The sequence below is a fragment of the Bacteriovorax sp. HI3 genome, from assembly GCF_059738875.1.
Genome location: NZ_AP026946.1, coordinates 1,394,693 through 1,416,382 on the forward strand (window position 1 = coordinate 1,394,693; position 21,690 = coordinate 1,416,382).

The 21,690-nt window shown below is 42.2% G+C and carries 19 protein-coding genes; 13 read left to right on the forward strand and 6 right to left on the reverse strand.

Going from position 1 to position 21,690, the window contains the following annotated elements:
- Positions 1-7 precede the first annotated feature (7 nt).
- Genes AC6JA8_RS07030 through purM form a run of 4 tightly spaced genes read left to right on the forward strand, consistent with a single transcriptional unit; the run spans position 8 to position 6,478 of the window.
- Positions 8-3,097, forward strand: a complete 3,090-nt coding sequence (locus AC6JA8_RS07030; RefSeq protein ID WP_497976425.1) for a phosphoribosylformylglycinamidine synthase subunit PurL — start codon at positions 8-10, stop codon at positions 3,095-3,097.
- Complete coding sequence (locus tag AC6JA8_RS07035) at positions 3,094-3,864, forward strand: phosphoribosylformylglycinamidine synthase subunit PurQ (protein WP_497976426.1); 771 nt, start codon at positions 3,094-3,096, stop codon at positions 3,862-3,864. Before AC6JA8_RS07030 ends, AC6JA8_RS07035 begins: the two co-directional genes overlap by 4 nt.
- A gap of 11 nt (positions 3,865-3,875) precedes the next feature.
- Positions 3,876-5,468 (forward strand): bifunctional phosphoribosylaminoimidazolecarboxamide formyltransferase/IMP cyclohydrolase, encoded by a 1,593-nt coding sequence (gene purH, locus AC6JA8_RS07040; RefSeq protein ID WP_497976427.1) that lies wholly within the window; start codon positions 3,876-3,878, stop codon positions 5,466-5,468.
- Positions 5,469-5,476: 8 nt separating this feature from the next.
- Positions 5,477-6,478 (forward strand): phosphoribosylformylglycinamidine cyclo-ligase, encoded by a 1,002-nt coding sequence (gene purM, locus AC6JA8_RS07045; RefSeq protein ID WP_497976428.1) that lies wholly within the window; start codon positions 5,477-5,479, stop codon positions 6,476-6,478.
- On the opposite strand, the gene AC6JA8_RS07050 is transcribed toward purM, so the two are convergent.
- From AC6JA8_RS07050 to AC6JA8_RS07070, 5 genes are all read right to left on the reverse strand, one after another.
- Positions 6,475-7,050, reverse strand: a complete 576-nt coding sequence (locus AC6JA8_RS07050; RefSeq protein WP_497976429.1) for a hypothetical protein — start codon at positions 7,048-7,050, stop codon at positions 6,475-6,477. The two genes, purM and AC6JA8_RS07050, sit on opposite strands and share 4 nt — an antisense overlap.
- Positions 7,050-8,354, reverse strand: a complete 1,305-nt coding sequence (gene purB, locus AC6JA8_RS07055) for an adenylosuccinate lyase (protein ID WP_497976430.1) — start codon at positions 8,352-8,354, stop codon at positions 7,050-7,052. Before purB ends, AC6JA8_RS07050 begins: the two co-directional genes overlap by 1 nt.
- A gap of 15 nt (positions 8,355-8,369) precedes the next feature.
- Complete coding sequence (locus AC6JA8_RS07060; protein ID WP_497976431.1) at positions 8,370-9,017, reverse strand: hypothetical protein; 648 nt, start codon at positions 9,015-9,017, stop codon at positions 8,370-8,372.
- A gap of 13 nt (positions 9,018-9,030) precedes the next feature.
- Entirely contained in the window at positions 9,031-10,779 is a 1,749-nt protein-coding gene (locus AC6JA8_RS07065) for a TolC family protein (RefSeq protein WP_497976432.1), read from the reverse strand.
- A gap of 74 nt (positions 10,780-10,853) precedes the next feature.
- On the reverse strand, positions 10,854-11,204 hold the full coding sequence (locus AC6JA8_RS07070; protein ID WP_102243136.1) for a hypothetical protein: 351 nt from the start codon (positions 11,202-11,204) through the stop codon (positions 10,854-10,856).
- A gap of 59 nt (positions 11,205-11,263) precedes the next feature.
- Here AC6JA8_RS07070 and kdsB point away from each other — a divergent pair, with 59 nt between their 5' ends.
- The 7 genes from kdsB to AC6JA8_RS07105 are packed head-to-tail and all read left to right on the forward strand — an operon-like array spanning position 11,264 to position 17,163.
- The gene (gene kdsB, locus AC6JA8_RS07075) at positions 11,264-12,037 is read left to right on the forward strand and encodes a 3-deoxy-manno-octulosonate cytidylyltransferase (protein WP_497976433.1); all 774 of its coding nucleotides are present in this window, start codon (positions 11,264-11,266) and stop codon (positions 12,035-12,037) included.
- Positions 12,024-13,640: a CTP synthase gene (gene pyrG / locus AC6JA8_RS07080; RefSeq protein WP_497976434.1), complete on the forward strand. Its 1,617-nt coding sequence runs from the start codon at positions 12,024-12,026 to the stop codon at positions 13,638-13,640. Before kdsB ends, pyrG begins: the two co-directional genes overlap by 14 nt.
- 2 nt (positions 13,641-13,642) lie before the next feature.
- Entirely contained in the window at positions 13,643-14,443 is an 801-nt protein-coding gene (kdsA, locus tag AC6JA8_RS07085) for a 3-deoxy-8-phosphooctulonate synthase (RefSeq protein ID WP_102243138.1), read from the forward strand.
- Positions 14,443-15,003 (forward strand): KdsC family phosphatase, encoded by a 561-nt coding sequence (locus AC6JA8_RS07090; protein WP_497976435.1) that lies wholly within the window; start codon positions 14,443-14,445, stop codon positions 15,001-15,003. Before kdsA ends, AC6JA8_RS07090 begins: the two co-directional genes overlap by 1 nt.
- Complete coding sequence (locus AC6JA8_RS07095; protein WP_102243140.1) at positions 15,003-15,272, forward strand: DUF493 family protein; 270 nt, start codon at positions 15,003-15,005, stop codon at positions 15,270-15,272. Before AC6JA8_RS07090 ends, AC6JA8_RS07095 begins: the two co-directional genes overlap by 1 nt.
- The gene (locus AC6JA8_RS07100; RefSeq protein WP_497976436.1) at positions 15,269-16,300 is read left to right on the forward strand and encodes an NAD(P)H-dependent glycerol-3-phosphate dehydrogenase; all 1,032 of its coding nucleotides are present in this window, start codon (positions 15,269-15,271) and stop codon (positions 16,298-16,300) included. The genes AC6JA8_RS07095 and AC6JA8_RS07100 overlap by 4 nt, the downstream gene beginning before the upstream one ends.
- Before the next feature lie 2 nt (positions 16,301-16,302).
- On the forward strand, positions 16,303-17,163 hold the full coding sequence (locus AC6JA8_RS07105; RefSeq protein WP_497976437.1) for an ADP-ribosylglycohydrolase family protein: 861 nt from the start codon (positions 16,303-16,305) through the stop codon (positions 17,161-17,163).
- Here AC6JA8_RS07105 and AC6JA8_RS07110 read toward each other — a convergent pair.
- The gene (locus AC6JA8_RS07110) at positions 17,144-19,357 is read right to left on the reverse strand and encodes a protein-disulfide reductase DsbD family protein (RefSeq protein WP_497976438.1); all 2,214 of its coding nucleotides are present in this window, start codon (positions 19,355-19,357) and stop codon (positions 17,144-17,146) included. The two genes, AC6JA8_RS07105 and AC6JA8_RS07110, sit on opposite strands and share 20 nt — an antisense overlap.
- A gap of 188 nt (positions 19,358-19,545) precedes the next feature.
- Between AC6JA8_RS07110 and AC6JA8_RS07115 the strand changes: the two genes are divergently transcribed.
- Complete coding sequence (locus AC6JA8_RS07115; RefSeq protein WP_497976439.1) at positions 19,546-20,862, forward strand: sensor histidine kinase; 1,317 nt, start codon at positions 19,546-19,548, stop codon at positions 20,860-20,862.
- A 31-nt stretch (positions 20,863-20,893) separates the two neighbouring features.
- The gene (locus AC6JA8_RS07120) at positions 20,894-21,655 is read left to right on the forward strand and encodes an ABC transporter substrate-binding protein (protein WP_497976440.1); all 762 of its coding nucleotides are present in this window, start codon (positions 20,894-20,896) and stop codon (positions 21,653-21,655) included.
- Positions 21,656-21,690 lie beyond the last annotated feature (35 nt).

The window sequence follows — 21,690 nt, forward strand, 5'->3', positions numbered from 1 at the left end:
GATTTTTATGAGTCACGTTTATCGTTTTGAAATTTACCCTGATCTTTTTAACTTAAAAAAAGTGACAACGGGTGAGACTGCTTTAAAGAGCTGGTTTCAAACTTATATGCAGACCACATTTAATCACATCTGGGAAGTGCGCTACTTTCTGGTTGAGACTAAAGAAAAAATTGAAAACATGGAGGCCCTCGCTGCTGAAGTTTTCTGCGACAGTGTGACTGAAGTCCTTTTTTCTTCAGAATCAAAAAACCAGGAGCTTTATCACTCATGGCTTAAAGAGCGCGGTTTTTCTAATCCTTGCTTGATTGATGTGGGGTTTCGCCCAGGAGTGACTGATAACTCGGCCCATGCGGCCCTTGAAGCTTTAAAGCTTCTTCCTGAGTTGAAGAAAATGCCTATGAAAGTTTCAAGTGGGGTGATGTTCTTTGTAGAGGGGGAGGACCTTTCTGCCAAAAAACTCACTGAGCTTACTTATGAAAAAATGGCCAACTTCCTTCTTCATAAAGTCACTGTCACGATGACCAATGATTTAGTTTACAATGAGCGCTTAAAAAATATTGATTTCCCGAACGTTCACATTTCTGCTCAGGAATCAAAAGAGATTGACCTTAACGTGAGTGAGGCAGAGCTTTTAAAATTAAATCAGGAAAACTGCTGGGCGCTTTCGCTTTTTGAAATGAAGCATATCAAAGCGCATTTTCAGGCACAAAAGAGAAACCCAACTGATGTCGAAATGGAAATCATCGCTCAGACTTGGAGTGAACACTGCAAGCATAAGATTTTTTCTTCTGAGATTACTTACAGTGAAGATAATCTTCCAAAAGGTGTAAAGCCACTTGGGAACTTAAAGATCAAAGGAATTTTTAAGTCTTATATCCGTGGAGCAACGGAAAAAATTAAGAATGAAAGAAAACTTCCATGGTTAGTGTCGATCTTCCACGACAATGCTGGAGTTGTCCGTTTTGATGACAAAATGGATGTGTGTATTAAGGTTGAGACTCATAACTCACCAAGTGCTCTTGACCCATACGGTGGAGCATTGACAGGGATCTTAGGTGTTAACCGCGACATCCTGGGTGTTGGAGTAGGAGCAAAACCAATTGCCAATACTAACGTCTTTTGTCTGGCAGAAAATAAGTATTTCCGCGAAAACGAAATTAAGCTTCCACTTCTTTTAAAAAATCCGGACCGTATCAAGGAAGGGGTTCATTTAGGAGTTCAGGATGGAGGAAATAAAAGTGGTATTCCTACTGTCAATGGAGCTTTTGTTTTTGACCGCGACTTCGTAGGAAAGCCTCTGGTTTTTTGTGGAACCATCGGAGTCATGCCTCAAATGGAAAACAATAAATCCACAAGCCTTAAAGGACAAAGACCCGGCGATCTTATTGTGATGGCCGGAGGTCGCATTGGAAAAGACGGGATTCACGGAGCGACTTTTAGTTCGATGGAACTAGTGGACGGAGTTCCTGCTTCAGTTGTGCAGATTGGAGACCCGATTACGCAAAAGAGACTTTCTGATTTTCTCATTGAAGCAAGAATTAAAGGACTTTTTAACAGCGTTACAGATAACGGTGCCGGAGGGCTTTCTTCAAGTGTAGGGGAAATGGCCCAGGCAACGAATGGGGCCGTGGTTTATCTGGAAAAGGCACTGGTTAAATACCCCGGTCTTTCTCCTTATGAATTAATGGTCAGTGAATCACAAGAGCGCATGACTTTTTCAGTTCCTCGCGATCAGGAAAAAGCTTTTTTAGAATTAGCTGAAAAAAGAAGTGTTGAAGCGTCGGTCATCGGTGAGTTTACAGAGACAGGATTTTTGAAAGTCAATTACGAAGGCAAAACGGTGGCGAATCTTTCTTTGCACTTTGTCCATGAGTCACTTCCTCCGATGGAATTAAAAGCGCATTTTGACCTGGGAGCAAAAAGCACTCACTGGATAAAAAAAGAGATTAAAAAACCAACTCTTCCAAAAGATGATTATAAAGAGATCCTTCTTTCACTTTTTAAAAGTCCAAATATCAGAAGCCAGGAGCATCTGGTTCGCCGTTACGACCACGAAGTCAAAGCGGCAACGATTGTAAAACCTTATACAGGTTCAACTGAAAAAGGTTATTCGGCACCAAGTGATGCCGGAGTGATTTGGATGAAGCCTCACGGCGGTGGAGCAGACAATGCTCTGGCGATTTCATGTGGACTGTGTCCTAAAATTTCAGCATACGACTCTTACCTGATGGCCGAATTTGCTTTAGATGAAGCGGTTAGAAATGCTGTTTCAACAGGGGCGAATCCGGATGAAATGGTCTTGGTTGATAATTACTGCTGGCCTGATCCGATTGAATCAGAAAGAAACCCCGACGCGAAGTTAAAGCTTGCTCACCTTGTTCGTGCTTCACAAGCACTTTACGATTTATCTCTGGCCTACGGAATGCCGTTTGTAAGTGGTAAAGACAGCATGAAAAATGACTTCATCGGAGCGATGGATAATGGTGAGAAAGTTAAAATCAGTGTCCCTCCAACTGTTTTAGTCACAGCGATGGGAAGAGTGCCGACCTTAAAAGCGGTGACAACATCAGAAGCGAAGAAGGCAGAGGCCTTGGTTTACTTGGTGGGAAGTAAACTTACAGATTATCAAAGTGCTTTTGAATTAAAAGAGCTTTATGAAGACTACACTGTGGAATACCCACTGCCTCATATCAACGGAAAGAAACAATTGGATCTGTACCGCTCACTTCATAAATCAATGAGAGAGGGGCTGGTGTTAAGCTCCCACGATATTTCTGATGGGGGGATGTTAGTCGCTCTGGCCGAAGTGTTGATGGGGACAAAATTTGGGGCCCACATTGATTTAAAAGGGATTGAGAAAAAAGACTTGATGGCCTTTTTCTTCAACGAAGGATGTGGCCGCTTTATCGTGACGGTAGATAAAAAAGACCAAAAAGAATTTGAAGAAAACCTTTCAGGGCATATTTTCTCAAGATTGGGAGAAACCAATGAAACAGGGATTCTTAAGATCGATCTTCAGGGAGAAAGACTGCTTGAAGTGCACAATGATGAATGCATGAGTCATTACAAGATTGAAGTAGAGGGGAAGCTATCATGAAAAGAGAACAGATTAAAGCGCTGATCCTGACGGGAGATGGGATTAACTGTGAAGTGGAAACGGCCCTGGCCTTTACGGAGCTCGGTGCTCAGGCCGAAATCATTCACATCTCTGACTTGATTGAAAATAAAAGCAAATTAAAAGAGGCCCAAATCCTGGCGCTCCCTGGTGGATTCTCATTTGGAGATGAAATTGGCTCTGGGCAGATTTTAGCTTTAAAACTTAAGTATGCACTAGGCGAAGAACTCAAAAAATTTGTTGAAGAAAAAAAGTTAGTGATTGGAATTTGTAACGGATTTCAAGCGCTAGTGAGACTGGGTCTTCTGCCAAAACCTTTTTCGAAAAGAACAATGACGTTAACTCACAATCGTCAGGGGCATTTTATCAACCGTTGGGTGGATTTAGATGTTCCAGTTTCAGAGTGCGTGTGGACGAGTGAGCTTCGTGGAGAAAAAATTTCGCTTCCGATCCGCCACGGAGAAGGTCGCATTGTGTTTAAAGGTGACGAAGAAGAGCAGAGAGCAACTTATAAGGCACTTAGCTCAAACGGGCAGATTGCTCTTAATTACAGAAGTGACGTCAATGGATCCTTTGCTGAAATAGCAGGTGTGTGTGACCCAAGCGGACTTATCTTTGGTCTTATGCCTCACCCGGAAGCGGCCATTAGTTTATGGCACAATCCCGGAGGAGCAGACAAAGGTGAAGATAAGGGGCTTGGGCTTTTTATCTTTGAAAGTGGACTTAAATACTGTGAAGCCAATTTATAAGGGAAAAAACAATGATTGAAACAAGTGTGAAGATTAAAAGGGCCCTGATCAGCGTAACGGATAAAACGAATCTAAAGACATTGGTAGAAACACTTCATAAACACCAGGTGGAAATCATTTCAACGGGTGGAACGAAAAAGTTTATTGAAGACTTAAACCTTCCAGTGACATCCATTGAAAAAGTCACAGGAAACCCTGAAGCTTTTGGCGGAAGAATGAAATCGATTTCTTTTGCCGTGACAAGCGGTCTTCTTTTTCGTCGTCACCATGAAACGGATCAGGTTGAGGCCCGCGAACTTAACATTGAGCCAATTGATTTAGTTGTTTGTAATCTTTATCCCTTTGAAAAATATGCCGGCACAAATGCTTCAGAAGATGTACTGATTGAAAATATCGATATCGGAGGCCCTTTAATGTTAAGGGCGAGTGCTAAAAATTATGAATCAGTCGCGGTGCTTTCAGATGTCTCAGACTACGATAATTTTTTAACTCGCTTTGATGGGACGACATCATTTGCTGAAAGAAGATCTCTTGCAGTAAAGACATTTGAGCGTATTGCTAAATACGATCTGATGATCGCAGAAGAGCTGACGAGCCGTTTTGCCGAAGAAAAAGTACAAGATAAAAACTGGCTGGCCATTGAACCAAAAGAGTCCCTTCGTTATGGAGAAAACCCTCATCAATGGGCCAATGTCTTTAAGTTAAAAAATACGAAAGGAGGCGTAAGCCTTCTGGACGCTGAAGTTCTTCAAGGAAAAGAGCTCTCATACAATAACTGGGTGGATGCTGATGCTGCCTGGAGGGTGATGAGTGATGTGGCCCATATTTCAAAAGGGGCACCAGTCACTGCAGTTATTAAACACGCTAACCCTTGTGGCCTTTCAGTGGCCCCAACTCCGGTCGCTTCTTTAATGGAGGCCTGGAATGGTGATGGAGTCTCGAGTTTTGGTGGGATCATCGCTATGTCGAGTGAAGTCGATTCAGAGTGTGCAAAGTTTTTAACTGAGAGATTTATCGAAGTGGTTATTGCTCCAGGATTTTCTGAGAATGCTCTCAAGGCCTTCTCGAAGAAAAAGAACGTGCGCCTGTTAAAGACGCCGATTAGACCAAAAGAAGAATCAGAGTTTATTGTAAAAAGTATCTCTGGTGGACTGTTAATGCAAAATGAAGATGAAGCTTACGGAAAATCTGAAGAGCTAAAATTAGTTACAAAAAAAGAAATGCCATTTGAAACTTTAGAGTTAGTGGATTTTGGAATCCTTGCTTGTAAGCACTTAAAGAGCAATGGGATCGCTTTGGTTTGTAAAACGACTGAAGGACATTTCACTTTAGCAGGAACAGGAATGGGGCAACCTAACCGTTTAGACTCTCTTCGTTTACTGGCAAAAGTAAGAGCAGAACAAAAAGGGTTATCAATGGATAAGATGCTTCTGGTTTCAGATGCTTTCTTCCCATTTGCGGACTCGGTAGAAGTTTGCCATGACGTGGGGATCACATCAATCATTCAGCCGGGTGGAAGTATGAGAGATGATGAAGTGATCGCAGCTTGTGACAAGTTTGGGATTGCGATGATGACAACTGGTAAAAGGCACTTTAGACACTAGGAGTTTACATGAACTATAAAGACAGCGGCGTAGATATTGAAAAAGGTGACCTCTTTGTAGAGCGCATCTCTAAAATGGTTAAATCGACTTACAACCAACAAGTCGTTAGTGGCATTGGAGGCTTTTGCGCTCTCTATGCAATGGATGAAGAAAGATTTCTTGCCTCATCAACAGATGGAGTTGGAACAAAAATAAAACTGGCCGTAGACCTTGGAGTCCACGATACGATTGGAATCGACTTAGTCGCCATGTGTGTGAACGACTTGATTTGTTCAGGTGCACGACCTATGTTTTTTCTGGATTACTTTGCTTCAAGTAAACTTGATTTGAAAGTTTCAGAAGCAGTGATTAAGGGAATCGTCGATGGGTGCCTTCAGTCTCAAATGGCCCTTATCGGTGGAGAGACCGCAGAGATGCCGGGAATGTATCAGGAAGGGGATTACGATCTGGCAGGATTTTCAGTAGGAGAAGTGATGAAATCTTCTATGGTTGATGGATCACGCATTCAAAATGGAGACACACTCATCGGGATTGCTAGCTCAGGTTTTCATTCAAATGGATTTTCTCTGGTGAGAAAAATCCTGGAGAAAAATAACTGCAACCCGGATTTAAAACGTGCATGTTTAACTCCGACAAAAATTTATGTAAAGACGATAATGTCTCTGCTTAAAACTCACTTTACCCATGTAAAAGGAATCGCCAATATTACTGGGTCTGGATTTCTTAATATCCCACGCATGAATGAAAATTTTGATTACCATGTCACTGAAGCTCCAGAGCTTCCCCTTTTTATGAAAGAAGTGTGCGATCTCTCAGGTCTGAGCACAAAAGAGCTTCATAAGACATTTAATATGGGTGTAGGAATGGTGATTGCGACGGATGCACCGGATACGGTCATTGCGGAGCTGGAAAAATTAGGGGAGAGAGCTTTCTTTTTAGGGCATATCACTAAAGGAAAAGGTGAGTACCATTTCAATCCAAAAGGCTCAACCACAGGGCATAATTCTTAAGATTTAAATTTTTTCAGAGCGGCCTCATACTCCGCTCTGGAAATTCTTCCAGATTCAAAAAGGCGTTTTAGGTCCTGAAGGTTGTGCTCTCGACGAGCTTCACCCAAATCTTTTTTCTTAATCTCTTCATGAATCGCATTTTTTGCATATTTATTAGGAGGCAGAAGCACTAAAACAATGGTTGAAAGGAAATCTATATAAGGCAGAGAAAGAATGATAATGGCGAGGGCACTTTCAACTTTCGTCAGGTTGCGATTCACAATGTCTCTGATTCTTTTAATATCTACTAATCGTAAAATCAGAATAAAAACAAACTTTAAGACGATGTCTAAAGTCGACTGGCCGACATTTGATGAAAGAAAAGGAACCAATGTTTTCGTTTGAGGATTCGATGAAAGAATATGAATCAACTGCGGAAACTGCGGGCTGCTTTGAACCGCGACCAGGATTCCCGGGTAATAAATATAGCGAAAACCGATTAAAAACCAAAAAGCGTTATGAAGAGCATAGAATAAACGATTCAGCTTTCCCTTAGGTGAAAAGAGCGAATTGTTGTATTCCAGTTTTTCCATTACAACACTCGGTTAAAAATCTGATCGACAGATTTTAAGTAGATGTTGCGAAGTCCGTCAGCGTTTACTTCTGGAAGAGTCACAGTCTCTTTTCTTGTTTTTAATTCATTTTGAATCAAGTCGCGGAAGCGCTGAGGATTTGTTTTGGCTTCGGCATCAAAAGAAGCGGCCTGAACAACAGCGTATAAATCTTCTCTGGTTAACGACTCACAGTTTTTAATCAAAAAGTGCAGATAGAAGCTTGAAAGGTAGTGCGTGTGGTTTAAAACTTTTCCTTCGACTACTTTCTCATCGATATCTAAAAGGTTGAGCGTCGTCGTGAAACGATCAAGAGCGTACGTTAAAATCCCAAAGTGGTCTGGCAGATAAAGTCTTTCTGCACTTGAGTGCGAGATGTCTCTTTCGTGCCATAGGATTGAGTTTTCCAGGGCAAGAGTTAAGTGAGAACGCAAAAAGCGCGAAAGACCAGTCAGGTTTTCGCTGGCAATTGGGTTCTTCTTATGTGGCATTGTACTTGAGCCTTTTTGTCCTGGTCTAAATCCTTCGGCCACTTCTTTGACATCAGAGTGGTGAAGGTGACGGATTTCTACGGCCAGTCTCTCGATAGCATTGGCCACGAGTGACGTGATCGAGATTAATTTTGCCAGGCGGTCGCGCGGGATGATCTGAGTTGAAACATCTTCAACTTTTACACCCAATTTTTTAGCGACACTTTCTTCGATATCCGGAGTCAGGATGGTGTAGTTTCCTACGGCCCCTGAAAGCTGGATCGTGAGTTCATTTTTATAGAAATGTTCTAAATCTTCTCTTCTTCTTTTAAATTCAGCGTAGTGACCTAAAAGTTTTTGACCAAAGCTCATTGGCTCTGCATACATTCCGTGTGAGCGGCCTAAGGTCATAAGCATTTTTGTTTCTAGGGCGCGCAGCTTTAGCGCTTCCATGAAGCTGTCGTAAGATTTCATCACGACTTCAAGAGAGGCCTTAATCTGAAGAGTTAAAGCACTGTCGATAACATCTGAAGAAGTCACACCGTAATGGAAGTATTTTCCAATTTCAGTTGGGAGTTGCTCGGTAATGGAAGTGCAGAAGGCGATGACATCGTGTCTGGTGGTCAGCTCGATTTCATCGATTCTTGCCGTGTTGATTTTAGCGGTGTCGCGGATCGTTTTTGAAATCCCGGATGGGATCATCTTTTTTTCTTCCAGCGCACTTAAGAGTTCCAGCTCGATTTGAAGGAAAGTTTTAAACTTGTTTTCATCACTCCAGATTGGGGTGATGGCCTTTGCTTCATAACGAGGAATCATAATCCACCTTAGGTTTTAGAGGTAAAAACTTAAATCCACACCCATTGTCAAAAACCCTAAAGTTAGTGAGCGCTGAGAGCTGGTTTCCGTATCATTTTCTTGTGATCTTTTTACCACAGCAAGGTTGTAATTGAAATGAGCACCGGCACTAAAATAATCGTTGAAGCGCTTATAAACAGAAAACTTTGCCATTACTCCCGGACCACTAAAAGATTTCCCAGAGAAATCTTCTTTATAGATATTATAAGTCAGGTTAGCGGCCATAAGTTCATAGATGTCGTCGAAAGGAAGCAGGGTTTGTGCGTAGCGAGTTTCGCGCCCAATCCCTAGACCAATGGTCGTTAGAGTGTTTTCTTGCTCAGCAAGCTGATCATCAGTGGCCCCAGTTGCTGTTGCATTGTTGGCCGAGAACTTACTAAAAAGCCCTTTGGTCATCATGACATTGGCGTCGGCCCAGAAGTTTTCCAGTTTTTTTCCGTACGAGAAGTTAAAACTGCTCATGTCCGCGGCCTTTGTCAGGCTTGGGTTTACTCCGAGCATGAAAGAGAAGCGGTTCGTGTGAGAAGGGTTAAAAGTCGTTTCAGTATTCAATACCAGCTCGCCATTGGCCGCAAAAGCGCTGGCCGAGACGAATAACAAAGAGGCTGCGATTGTTTGTTTCATTGCATGTTTCATCTTATTTACCTTTTACTCTTGTTGCTAGAAGTTCGAAGTTCTCCCCAGGGAAATCCTCTACACCCATTAAACGGGCAAGTGTCAGTTTCTGCTGTAGGTGCTGAAGCTTAACTTGTTCATAGAAAACTTTTGTATTGCTTAAGTCTTCAAGAGAGAGTGAGAAGTCGTAGAATTTCGTTCTGCCGTTAAGGTAATTGTCTAAGATGGTATCAAATGTTTTTTGTAGACTTGGAAGGCGAGCTTCCAGGATCACGATTTGATTTTGTAGTGAAAGAATTGTTTTGTAAGTCTGTCTGATAAAAGACTGAGTGTAATGTGTATTCTTTTCAAACTCTTTCATGGAAATTTCTTTTCCAATACGTGCTGTGGCCAGTTTGTTTGAGTTTAAGAATCCATCTGAGCCTGTAATGGCCCATGTTGTATTGATAGAAGCAACCAACTCCACATTTCCGCTTCCACCATAAGTTTCATAGCGAGTCGTGTTGGTCGAAGGGCCAAATCTCTTGTTGTAAGCGCCCAGGTTGACCGAGAATTTTGGCAGTGGCATGTTTTCTTTTAAGGCCACATCGTATTCTCTTTCCGCATTCTCCATTAGCATTTTATTTGTTAATAGAGTCGGGTTATTCTTTTCTGAGATTTTTAGTGCTTCATCCAGCGTGATTTTTAATCTTCTGTAATCCAGTGTTTCGTTGATAACGTATTTTGTCCCGATCGGGTCAGCGATCTGAAAAGCGACGCTTTCATCGGTCTGATCAGAAGTGATCTTAGCATCGTGGTATTCATTTTGTGCTTTTAAGTATTCACTTCTTGCCTGGTAATAATCTTGTTTTGATGTTTTTCCAATTGTAATTTTTTCTTTACTTAAACGGTAAACGAAAGAAGATTGGCGAAGTTGATCCTGGCGGATTTTTTCAATGTTTTTTGACGACAATAAAGTGAAGTAGCTGTTGATCAAATCAAGCTTCAATTCTCTTTTTGATTCGTTGTAGATTTGCGTATTTCTCTCGTAAATCCCTTTTTTGTTAAGATAAATTGCGTAATCTTTACCCCAGTTAAAAACAGTGTAATCTCCTAGAGAAAGACCTAAAGTTCCACTTGGAGAAGTCGAGTGAGGATTTGTCGGAGTGCGCTCGCTAGATCTAAGAGTGGCGATTTTTTGATCGTCAGTTGTCAGCGAGATTTTTAATTCCGGAAGCCAGAAAGCACTTTTTGTCCCAGAGAAAGCAATCTCGTTAAGTTCTTGCTGTTGACCGCGGATATTTTGGTCGTAGTTTTTTCTTAGACCTTGTTCGATCACATCATTGAGCTGCAGGTTTTTATAAACGTCGTTAAGTTTATATTTGTCTGCTTCCTGCACGTAAATTTCTGTTTCAGTTTGTTTTTGGGCGCGCACTTTTGGTGCAGGTTTATTTTTTGGTTTTAAAAGTTCTTCCTCAGAAACGACTCCGGTCTTTTTTTGCAGGGGAGAAGTCTTTTCAGGAGCGTTAACAGGCTCAAGTTTTTCCACTTCATCAGTCATCGCATCGACATTTTGTGAAGGAATGGCCTCTGTCTGTGGAGTGGGAGCAGTTGCGCTCTCTCCAGCAGGAAGAGATTGTGGCCCGTCACTCATTTCTCCTTCCGGAGCGCCAATTGTTGATGACTCTGAGCCGCTTTCCAGCGTTTCAATAGTGTCATCGTCTTGTGCATGAGTGATTTTTGGGGCGATAAGGCTTATCGCAATGAGATACAATAAGAGATTTTTAGTCATCGGCGCAGTCTCTCTAAACTAATTAGTAAATATTTAGAATAGGATAGAGTGCGCGGTATGCATTGAAAAGTTTTTTATAGCGTTACGCCGGGACAACCTTTGCGGACGATATTCTCTTCCTGGTACTGAATTTGGGTGAGAGTAAGAGTGAGTTCGTGTTCTAAGTGACCAAGATTCACTTCGAGTTTCTTTTTTAATGTGACTTTGTTCTCTGGAGTGATCTCCTGGAGGTGTTTATTTCTCTCGATCATGGCCAGGATGCGTTGTTTATTGGCAATTTTCTCTTTTCTGGTCTCAGTCAAGAGGTCGCAGCGGCGGCTGATGCTCGGGTCAGTAATGACGGTGCGCTTATAATCCTCGGCTCGAAGATTCAAAGAATATCCGACAAAAAGACTCAGAAAAAGTAATGAAAATCTTTGGGCCATACCGAGGCGTCTCCTCTATAATATTAAGCTTATTATATCTTATTTTGGAGACCTTTAAAGTGAGTAAAAAAAGTGTCCTCATTTTAATTCCCGCCCGTTTTGCTTCAACTCGCTTTCCAGGAAAACCACTGGCGATGATTGCAGGCAAAAGCATGATTTCAAGAGTTCTTGAAAACTGCCAAAAAGCCTCTTCGGCCAACATTTCGTTTGATGCTTACGTCGTCACAGATGATGACCAGGTAGAAAACCACATCAAGAGTTTTTCCCAGAATGTCGTCCGAGTTGATGATGACGTGATTTCGGGAACACTTCGTATTGAGCTTGCTTACAGCAGGCATTTTAAAGAAAAGTCTTATGACCTCGTTATTAACGTGCAGGGAGATGAGCCACTTCTGGAAGGAAGTGATTTGGTTCGCCTGGCGGAGTTTCATTTAAATAAACCGGTAGAGATTGCGACACTGGTAAAAAAGCAAATGGGCTTTGATGATGTTTTTAGAGATCCGAATAAAGTGAAAGTGGCCATGAGTGAAACGACTGGCGATGCTTTTTATTTTTCCCGCTCACCGATTCCTTTTAAAAGAGATGCGGGAGTAGACGCTAATAACGATTATTGGTTTCTACATATCGGTGTGTATTCATACAAACCAAGCGCACTCAGCGCCTTTTCAAAAGCTCCAGTCTCGAGACTGGAGGATCTTGAAAAACTAGAGCAACTTCGCGCCCTTGAAATGGGCATGAAAATCGGTGCTCTGGAAACTAGAAGTGTCATCGTCGGAGTCGACCATCCGGCAGACGTAAAAAAAGTAGAAGAGGTATTAAGTGGCAGAAATTAAGAAACACAAAAAGTACATTTTCATCACTGGTGGGGTTGCAAGCTCACTCGGAAAAGGTCTTGCGGCCGCAAGTATCGCAGGTCTTTTGGAGCGAAGAGGAATTAAGGTTTCCATGTTGAAGATGGACCCTTATATCAACGTCGACCCGGGAACGATGAGCCCAACTCAGCACGGAGAAGTGTTCGTCACTGACGACGGTGCTGAAACAGACCTGGACCTTGGTCACTATGAGCGCTTTACGTCTTTGACTTTGAAGCGTGAAAGTAACTTTACGACGGGTCAGGTTTATTTAAAAGTTATCGAAAACGAAAGAGCAGGAACTTACTTAGGAAAAACGGTTCAGGTTGTTCCGCATATCACTGATGAAATCAAAAGAAGAATTCACACTGCCAGTGAAAACTGTGACATCTTAATCGGAGAGATTGGTGGAACAGTTGGTGATATCGAATCACTTCCATTTATTGAATCAATCAGGCAACTTGCTCTTGATGAGGGAGCGGCCAATGTTCTTTTTATTCACCTGGTTCTTCTTCCTTACATCGCGGCCGCAGGCGAGTTGAAATCAAAGCCAGCTCAGCACTCGGTGAAAGAACTAATGTCTCAAGGGCTTTCTCCACAGGTCATTGTTTGTCGCTCAGACAGAGAAGTGGATGAAGACACGCTTGATAAGATTTCTCGTTTCTGTAACGTTCCTAGAAAAAACGTTTTCCAAAGTATCGATATGGATTCAATTTACAAAGTTCCACTTGAATTTCACAAACAGGGGCTGGATGAAAGAATCAGTGAACTTCTTGGTATTTGGGCGCCGGAGCCAAAGATTGCCGACCTGGAAAAAGTTGTTCACAACTTCACTCATCCACTTAGAGAAGTCAAAATTGGTATCGTTGGTAAATACACCGACCTGGTTGAGTCTTATAAATCTTTAGATGAAGCTCTTAACCATGGTGCGATTGCCAATCAGTTAAAGTTCAAACCTATCTACATTGATTCCGAACAACTTGAAAAAGGCGCCAACCTGGATGATATCTTCAAAGGTGTGCAGGGGATTTTAGTTCCAGGTGGATTTGGAAGCCGTGGAACAGAAGGGAAAATTAAAGCGATTGAATACGCCAGAACAAAAAAGATTCCATTCCTTGGGATTTGTCTGGGCCTTCAATTATCAGTTATTGAATTTGCCCGTCACGTAGCAGGAATCAAAGATGCGACATCTGAAGAATTCCAAAGCGGCGGAGAGCACCTGATCCATTATATGGAAGGTCAATCAAGCACTGGTTCAAAAGGTGGAAGCATGAGACTTGGCTCTTATGAGTGTCATCTTGAGCCAAACTCACTGGCCCACAAAATTTACGGCAGCGATAAAATCCAGGAGCGACACCGTCACCGTCTGGAAGTGAATAATATGTATATGAATAAACTTATCGGTGCAGGCCTGGTCGTCTCAGGCTTTAACCGCGATTTAAACCTAGTGGAAGTGGTCGAGCTTAAAGATCATCCGTTCTTTATTGCCAGCCAGTACCACCCGGAATTTAAGTCGAAACCTTTTTCTCCACATCCGCTTTTTAAGGCGTTTATTGAGAAATCAGATCAAAACAGAGAGAGATAGTTATGACAAAACCAAAATTAGACCTTTTTATCGGTTCATGTGTTCTAGAGAGCGAAGAGCTTGCTCTGGGAATCGCTGAGCGTTTAGTAAAAGACCTTGAACCATTCAAGGATAGAATCACCCTTACTTACAAGGGAAGCTTTGATAAGGCCAACCGTACATCAATCAACTCATACAGAGGTCCGGGAATTGATGAAGGGATGAGAATCCTTAAAAAAGTAAAAGACACTTTTGGCCTTCCAGTGCTGACAGACTTCCACGAAGCTAGTCAGGCGATGAAGCTCGCGACTGTGGTTGATGTTCTTCAGGTTCCGGCCTTCTTATGCCGCCAGACAGACATGATTGCTGCTGGAGCAGAGGCGTGTGCAAAATACGGGCGCATCTTAAAAGTAAAAAAAGGACAATTCCTTTCACCAGAAGAAACAAAAAACATCGTTGATAAAGCCACAACTTTTTTACCAAAAAACCAAATCCTTTTAACCGAAAGAGGATCGAGCTTTGGTTACAATAACCTGGTTGTTGATATGGCCTCTTTCCAGATCATGAAGAGCTTTGGAGTTAAAGCGATTCATGATGCCACTCACTGTGTGCAAAGACCTGGAGGATTAGGAACAGCGACAGGTGGGAAACGCGAGCAGATCTTAGTTTTAGCTAAAGCTGCAGTGGCCGCAGGTGCTGATGGGATTTTTATGGAGTGCCACCCGAATCCTGATAAAGCTCTCTCAGATGCTTCGACATCTCTTCCACTTGATCAGATCAAGGGAATCGTTGAGCAGTTACTTAGAATTTATGAGGTAGTGTAATGGCCCAGCCTTTAGATGAAAAAAAGTCACTTCTAGTGACAGCAAAAAAGTTCGAAGACAAACTTAAAAAAATCAAAGTTTGTCTTTTTGATATCGACGGTATTTTGACTGATGGAAAGATTTCGTGGGAAGGAGACGATGTCGGTTTTAACCGCACGACTCACGCCCTGGATGGACACGGTTTAAAAATGCTGATGGAAGCAGGACTGAAAGTAGGAGTGATTTCAGGTGGAGATTCAAAAGGCGTGAGAAAGCGCTTTATTGATAACCTGAAGTTGTCATTCACGTACTTTGGAAATGAAGACAAGCGCGAAGCTTATAAAGAAATCCTGGCCCTTGGTTATAAAGACGAAGAAATCCTTTTTATGGGGGATGAGTTTATTGACCTGCCGATTATTAAGCGCGCGGGGTTTACGGCGACAGTGCCTAATGCCAGTTATGAAATTCAGGAAGCTGTGGATTACATCACTCATCGCCAGGCCGGGGATGCTTGTGCCCGCGAGGTGATTGATATCGTTCGTTACGCTCAGAAAATTCCTGTGAAGGTTTTGGAGTTTTAATGAACCCATTAGAAGACAGGTTACATAAATTAAAACTCGTTCTCGATGAGACAGTGAAGTTTCCGACCGAGTATCTTTTTAAGTTTATTGTTCCTATCAGCGAAGTTCACCAGATTCTTTTCATTCTTCAGGGAATGGAAATTGAGCAGAAGGCTTCGTCTAACGGGAATTATATTAGTGTCAGCGGGAAGACAACGATGCAGCAGAGTCAGGACATTATTAAAGTCTATGAACGTGCAGCGGCCATTAAAGGAGTTATTTCTCTATGAGTACGACGAAGAGACAAGTGGCACTGGTTATTGGGGCAGGGGCCTTCGGAACAGCGATTGCTCAGGTTTTGGCGCAGAATTTTGAGAAAGTTATTTTAAAGGTTCGCTCTAAAGATATTTACGATGCAATTAAGGCCGGAGAAAATTCAATTTATCTTCCAGGTCTAAAAACTGCCAGCAATATCGATGCAGCTCTGTCGTGGGATGAAGTCGATGCCATTGGCGGGAAATTAGAATTGATTGTTTCTGCTCTTCCAAGTAACGGCATCAGTGAGTACTTCAAAGAAAACTATGACCGCTTTTTAGGTTATTTTATTAAAGGCATTCCTCTCATGTCTCTTTCAAAAGGGATTGACCCGGACACGCTGGAATTATCGGACGATTTATTTTTTGATATGTACCCGCACTTTAAAGACCAATTCTGCTTTTTATCCGGGCCAAGTTTTGCTCACGAAATTATGCAGGATCAAATCACACTGGTGACTTTGGCCGGAAGATCAAAACAAGTTTTAGAAAATGTGGCCTCGATGGTTAACACCAGTGCCTTTAAAGTTTTAGCAAGCTATGACGTTAAAGGAGTTTTATTAGGTGGGGCCTTAAAAAACATCCTGGCGATTGCCGGAGGGGTTATTGAAGGTCTGGGTTACAACCACAACACCAGAGCGGCGATGATCACACGCGGGATTGCAGAAATGCTTCGTTTCGGAGCTGTTTATAACGCTCGTCCGGAAACATTTTATGGTCTTTCAGGAATGGGGGATTTAATTCTCACGACAACTGGGGATCTTTCAAGAAACAAAACATTTGGTCTGGAGCTCGCTAAGGGAAGAAAGGCCGAAGAGATCATTAAGTCACAACGCTCAGTTGTTGAAGGTTATAAAACAGCAAAAGCGGCCCACTTTATTTCAGAGCGCTTTGATATCCGCGCTCAGATTTTTAATGGGGTTTATGGCGTTTTATACGACGGGCTTGAGCCAAGGGAAGTTATCACGAAGCTTATGAGAAGCCCTTCGAAGTTTGAATCATAAATATGACCACATTACAGTCGCGCTTTTTAGGATCATTATTAGGACTCGCTGTTGGAGACGCCCTGGGAGCTCCGGTGGAGTTTAAGGCCCGCGGAAGTTTTCCTCCAGTAGAGGAAATGCAGGCGGGTGGACCTTTTAATTTGAAAAAAGGACAGTGGACTGACGACACATCTCTTGCTCTTTGTTTAGGGACGAGTTTGGTGGAGAAAAATGGCTTTGATCCTTACGATCAGATCGAGCGCTATATCAGATGGTTTCGCGAAGGTTATATGAGCTGCACCGGTCACTGTTTTGATATCGGCAACACGACAAAAGCGGCCCTTTTAAGATACGAAGAAAATAAAGATATTTATGCGGGCTCGGTAGATGATCCAGCGACTAACGGATCGTTGATGAGACTTGCTCCTGTGCCGCTTTTTTATTTTAAAAATTTAGAAGACACCATCAAGTATGCAGGGCTTAGTTCTAAAGTCACTCACGCACCTTTAAACTGCATTAAGGCCTGCGAAGATTTATCTCTCTACATTCACCGTGCGCTTAAGGGAGAAACGAAAGAAGGGATCTTTAAGAATGCCTCTTTTGATTTTTCTAAAAGTTATGAAGAAGTCTCAGGAAAAGGAGACGCGCTTCTTTGTTTAGAAGGGGCCATGTGGTGTTTTTATCATTCAAAAAGCTTCGATGAAGGCGTAAAGCTTGCAGTGAATTTAGGTGATGATACCGATACGACGGCGGCGGTTTTTGGGCAGTTAGCAGGGGCGTATTACGGAGTAGAAGGCATCCCACAAAACTTTTTAGAAGATTTGTGGGACAAAAAACTTATCGAAGAGCTTGCGCTCAAACTTTTTAATTCAGGTGCTCTTTAATTCTTTCAATCGTTACTGTTTCACCAAGATTGACCAGTGTCCCATCTTTTTTCTGCACGAAATAAGCAGGGACGCCCACCATTCCATTTTTTCTTAAGAAGCTGCCGATGATTTCATCTCTTTTTGTCCAGTCACCGATAAGAAGCTTTACATCGTTTTGGGTCACGAAACTTTTAAATTTCTCGGTTTCTAAAACCAGCTTTTCATTTACTTTACAAGTAAAGCACCACTTCGCAGTGAAATCGATAAAGACGACTTGTCCGCTGGCCTTCAAATCGTCCATGGCCTTTTCTGACCATGGCTGCCAGTCTAGGCCTTTAGCTTGTTTGTCGCGGATAAGTGCGGTTTGAGCTTCAGTGCTCGTCACCATTGTCGTCGTAGCGATGTTGACAAAAAGTCCAAGGGCGGCCAGAAAACTAGCACCTGCAATCCATCTTTCTTTTTTCTTTGAAAGCATAAAACCAACAAAGACAAAAACCAGGATCGTTCCCAGTTTAATCAAGTGAGAAGAGCCATCAACAAGAGCGTTGTAAACATCAAGCAGCCAGATAGCTGTCAGGATAAGAGTGACACCCAGAAGCTTTTTGACTGTGTTCATCCAGTTGCCCGGCTTGGGAATAAAAGACACAAGCGCCGGGTAAATCGCCGTCAAGACAAATGGGAAAGCAAGCCCAAGTCCGATCATTAAAAAGATCAGGTAAATTTCCATTGGGGGAGAGCTAAAAGCGAACGTCAGGGCCGTTCCTAAAAAAGGAGCAGAACACGGAGTGGATAAAACCGTGGCAAGCACACCACTTAAAAAATCTCCTGTAAGGCCTTCGTTGAGTTGCATTCCACCGAGCTTTGATCCCCCGGGAGTTTTGAATTCAAACATCCCAAAAAGGTTTAAAGCAAAAATGAAAAGCGCAATCACCATGATGGCGACAAAAGTAGGAGATTGCAGTTGAAATCCCCAGCCCACTTGTGAGCCAATCGATTTTAGTGAAAGAACGACAGTGGCCAGGACAGCAAAAGTAAAAAGAATCCCCAGCGTGTAGAAGAAGTTATGTTTTAAAATCATCTTGTGTGATTCATTCTTGTATTTCACCAGCCCGAAGAGCTTGATAGAAATAACCGGAAGAACACACGGCATGATGTTTAAAATAAGCCCGCCGACAAAGGCCAGGGCAAGATAATAAATTAGTGAGTTTGAACTGGTGCTAGCATCGACGATAACCCTGGCTGACCCCGCAGGAGAGGCAGTTCCTCCCACGTCAATTGGCGGAGCACCTTCAGCTTTTTCTGCGACCGTCACTTCTGATAGCTCAAAGCTTGAAAACTTTTTATCAACGATAAAAGCTTTTCTTTGAATCGGGTCATTAAACAGGAAGCGAAGAGTGTAAGGCTTTTTAAATTTCCCATCAGCTGGTAGTAGTTGTGGTGGGTCCTGGTATTCTCCATCCCAAGCAATTTCAGTGATTCCTTTTAAGCTCGCTTTTTCAACCATAAGGTTTTCATGTTTTACATCAAAAGGGATTTGCGGGAACGCATACATTAAGTTCGTATTTTGTAGAAAGCTTACTTCAGTTGTTTTATCTACTGTGTAAGTAAGAACTAACGTACCTGGTTTGCTGCCTTTAGAAAGTTTAATTTTTAAGTAATCAGGGATGACGGCAGTTTTTGGTAGAAGGTCAAATCTTTCAGTTAAAACAGTAGAGTCCAGAGAGGCAAGAAGATCAGTGGTTGTCGTTGTCAATTTTCCCGGAGCGATTTTAAAATCAGTGACCTGTTGCCCGGGAACACAGATATGTTTACAAACCAGCCATGTAGATTTTAGCTGAATGCTTTTACCGCTGTATTTGTTAAAATCTGCTTTAGAGACTTTAAAAAATAGAGTGTAATTGTCTTCGTATCCATAGGCCCAAAGATTTCCTGGTTCAATAAAACGTCTTGGCGCTGGCCATTCCATTTCTTCAAACTTAACTTCTTTGCCGTTGACCGTGAAAACATTTTTAATGGCAAGTCCTGCGTCACCTGGATTTTTCCAGTACGTGTGCCACTTCTGGTAGTTCTCAAAATTGAGGGCCAGGTATTCATCGCTGTCTTTTTTAAAAGACTGAATCCCAAATTTCACAGGTTTTGCTGGAACCGATTCATCAGCACCAAAGGCAAAAGTAGAAAGAGTCATCAAAAGAAAGAGAATGGTCAAACGCATATAAAATACCCTTAAAAAGTAAACGGTCCAATCTTTAAAGATCCTTAAGAATTTTACTCCCGGCAGGGGGCAAAAACAAGCTTTCTCATTGTTAACTCTTGGTAACAATATCCTTACAAAGAGTTTACAAACTGAGCCTCATTTCGCATACTGTTTGTAGTATAAAAGCGCGTAAACAATGGGTAGCGATGTTAAAGAAATTCTATCTTTTGCTTGATTTCTTCTTACCGGAACATGTAAGTGACCAAGTCGACATTACGACGCTCTTTAGGGCCCGTTCTATCGTTGCGGCAGGAATTCTGGGCATTGTGATCATGGCCTTGTTTTTCCTGGGTGCCAATATCCTGCACATTAACCTTTTTGTGCGTATCGGGATTCTCTTTAGTCTTATTTCTCTTGTATCCCTAGTCGTTTTTCTCAAAACCAGAGACACCAATTTTGAAGCTTCTTTAAATATCGGAGCGGGGATTCAAATCGCCATTCTTTACTCGGCCATTTACTTAAGTGCTTTTTCTCCACATGGGATGGGGTTCTTCGGTCTGATTTGGCTGATTCCAATTTCTCTTATGTCGGCTTTTTATTTTAAACCGCTTTATGGGACGATTTGTTTTTTCATCAACATGATTATTCTCGCGGTTCTTTTTACTGTTTTTCACGACCGTTTTTTTGCACCAATGCAGTATGTGGGGAACTTTAAAAGTATTTTTCTTTTTTACTTAGCTTTCGTTCTTGTTTCAGCATCACTTCTGTCATTCTTTTTTATTCAGCTCAATGAACTCCTTAAAGAGGAGCTTTCTAAACAAAAGGGGCTGTTGCTTGAGAGTGCTAAGTTTCAATCGCTGGGACAAATGGCCTCAAACCTGGCCCATGATATTAATAACCCCCTTTTTACGATTCAGGGAAAACTTCATCAGATCAGAAATTTATTTTCTCACGACGAACTGGACCTGGATAAGTGTGATCAAATTATTGAAGATGTAGAAGGAACAATTTTGAGGCTTTCTCAGATTGTTAAAGGGATCAGTACTTTTGCCAGACAAGGGCACGGGGATCAGATGGTGTCGGTGAGCGCCGATGAGCTTATCCGTGGGATTGTTCTTCTGGGCTCAGACCGCATTGTTCAATCGGGGATTACTTTTGATTTAAAGATTACACCTAATACAAAAGTGATCTGTTACCCTTCATATATTACCCAGGTGTTGATTAATTTAATGAACAACGCCATCGATGCGCTTGAGCACGCAGAAATGAAAGTGATTCAGGTTGAAGCCTTTACTAATGATAAATGGGTTGAGATTCATATTAAAGACAGTGGCCCTGGAGTTCCTCTGGAGCTGCAAAATAAAATTTTTGAATCCTTTTTCACGACTAAAAAATACGGCAAAGGCACAGGCCTTGGGCTTTCTATTTCTAAGGGACTAGTTGAGGCCCACGAAGGAGAGCTTAAGTATCAGCGAGTCGGTGAGATGACGGATTTTGTGGTCAAACTTCCTAGCTATGAGTAACTTTAGGTATAATCCCGAACGCCTTATTTGTATGACCGAAGAGTCGGTGGAATTTCTTCATGCTATTGGAAGAAGTGATTTAATCGCCGGCGTTTCTGTCTATGCCAAAAGACCAGCAGAAGTAAAACAGCATCCAGTGATTTCTGCTTTTACTCACGCCAATTTAAAAAAGATTCAAAAAATTAAGCCTGACCTGGTGATTGGTTTTTCCGACATTCAAAAAGACATTGCCCGCGAGCTGATTGCTGAAGGAATTGATGTTTATATTTCTAACCAACGCTCATTAGAGGAGATCTTTCGTTACATGTGGACCTTGGGGCACATGGTGGGCGAAGGAGCAAAAACCGAAGCTTATTTAAAGACTCTGGAAGAGAAGATGGCCATGGGGCGTGCTTTTGCCAAGACATTAAAGAAGCGCCCGAAGGTGTACCTTGAAGAGTGGGATGAACCTCAAATCTGTGGGATCCGTTGGTTTAGCGAACTTGTCAGCCTTTGTGGTGGAGTCGATATCTTTGAAGCAAAATCACTTGAAGGGGTGAAGGCCTCTGAGCGATTTGTCACTAATGCCGAAGTCGCTTCCCATGACCCCGATATTATCCTGGCTTCATGGTGTGGGAAAAAGGTCGATATCGAAAGTATCAAAAACCGTTCCGAGCTTATTAATGTAAGCGCCGTTAAAAATAATGCCATCTTTGAACTAGAACCCGAGATTTTTCTTCAACCAGGGCCGGCCCTTTTTGTTGACGGGATTGATCGGTTAATCGACTTATTTAGTTCATTTAATTCAAAATAATTCCGCCTCTCATTTTTGGTTAAATTTTTTTCATT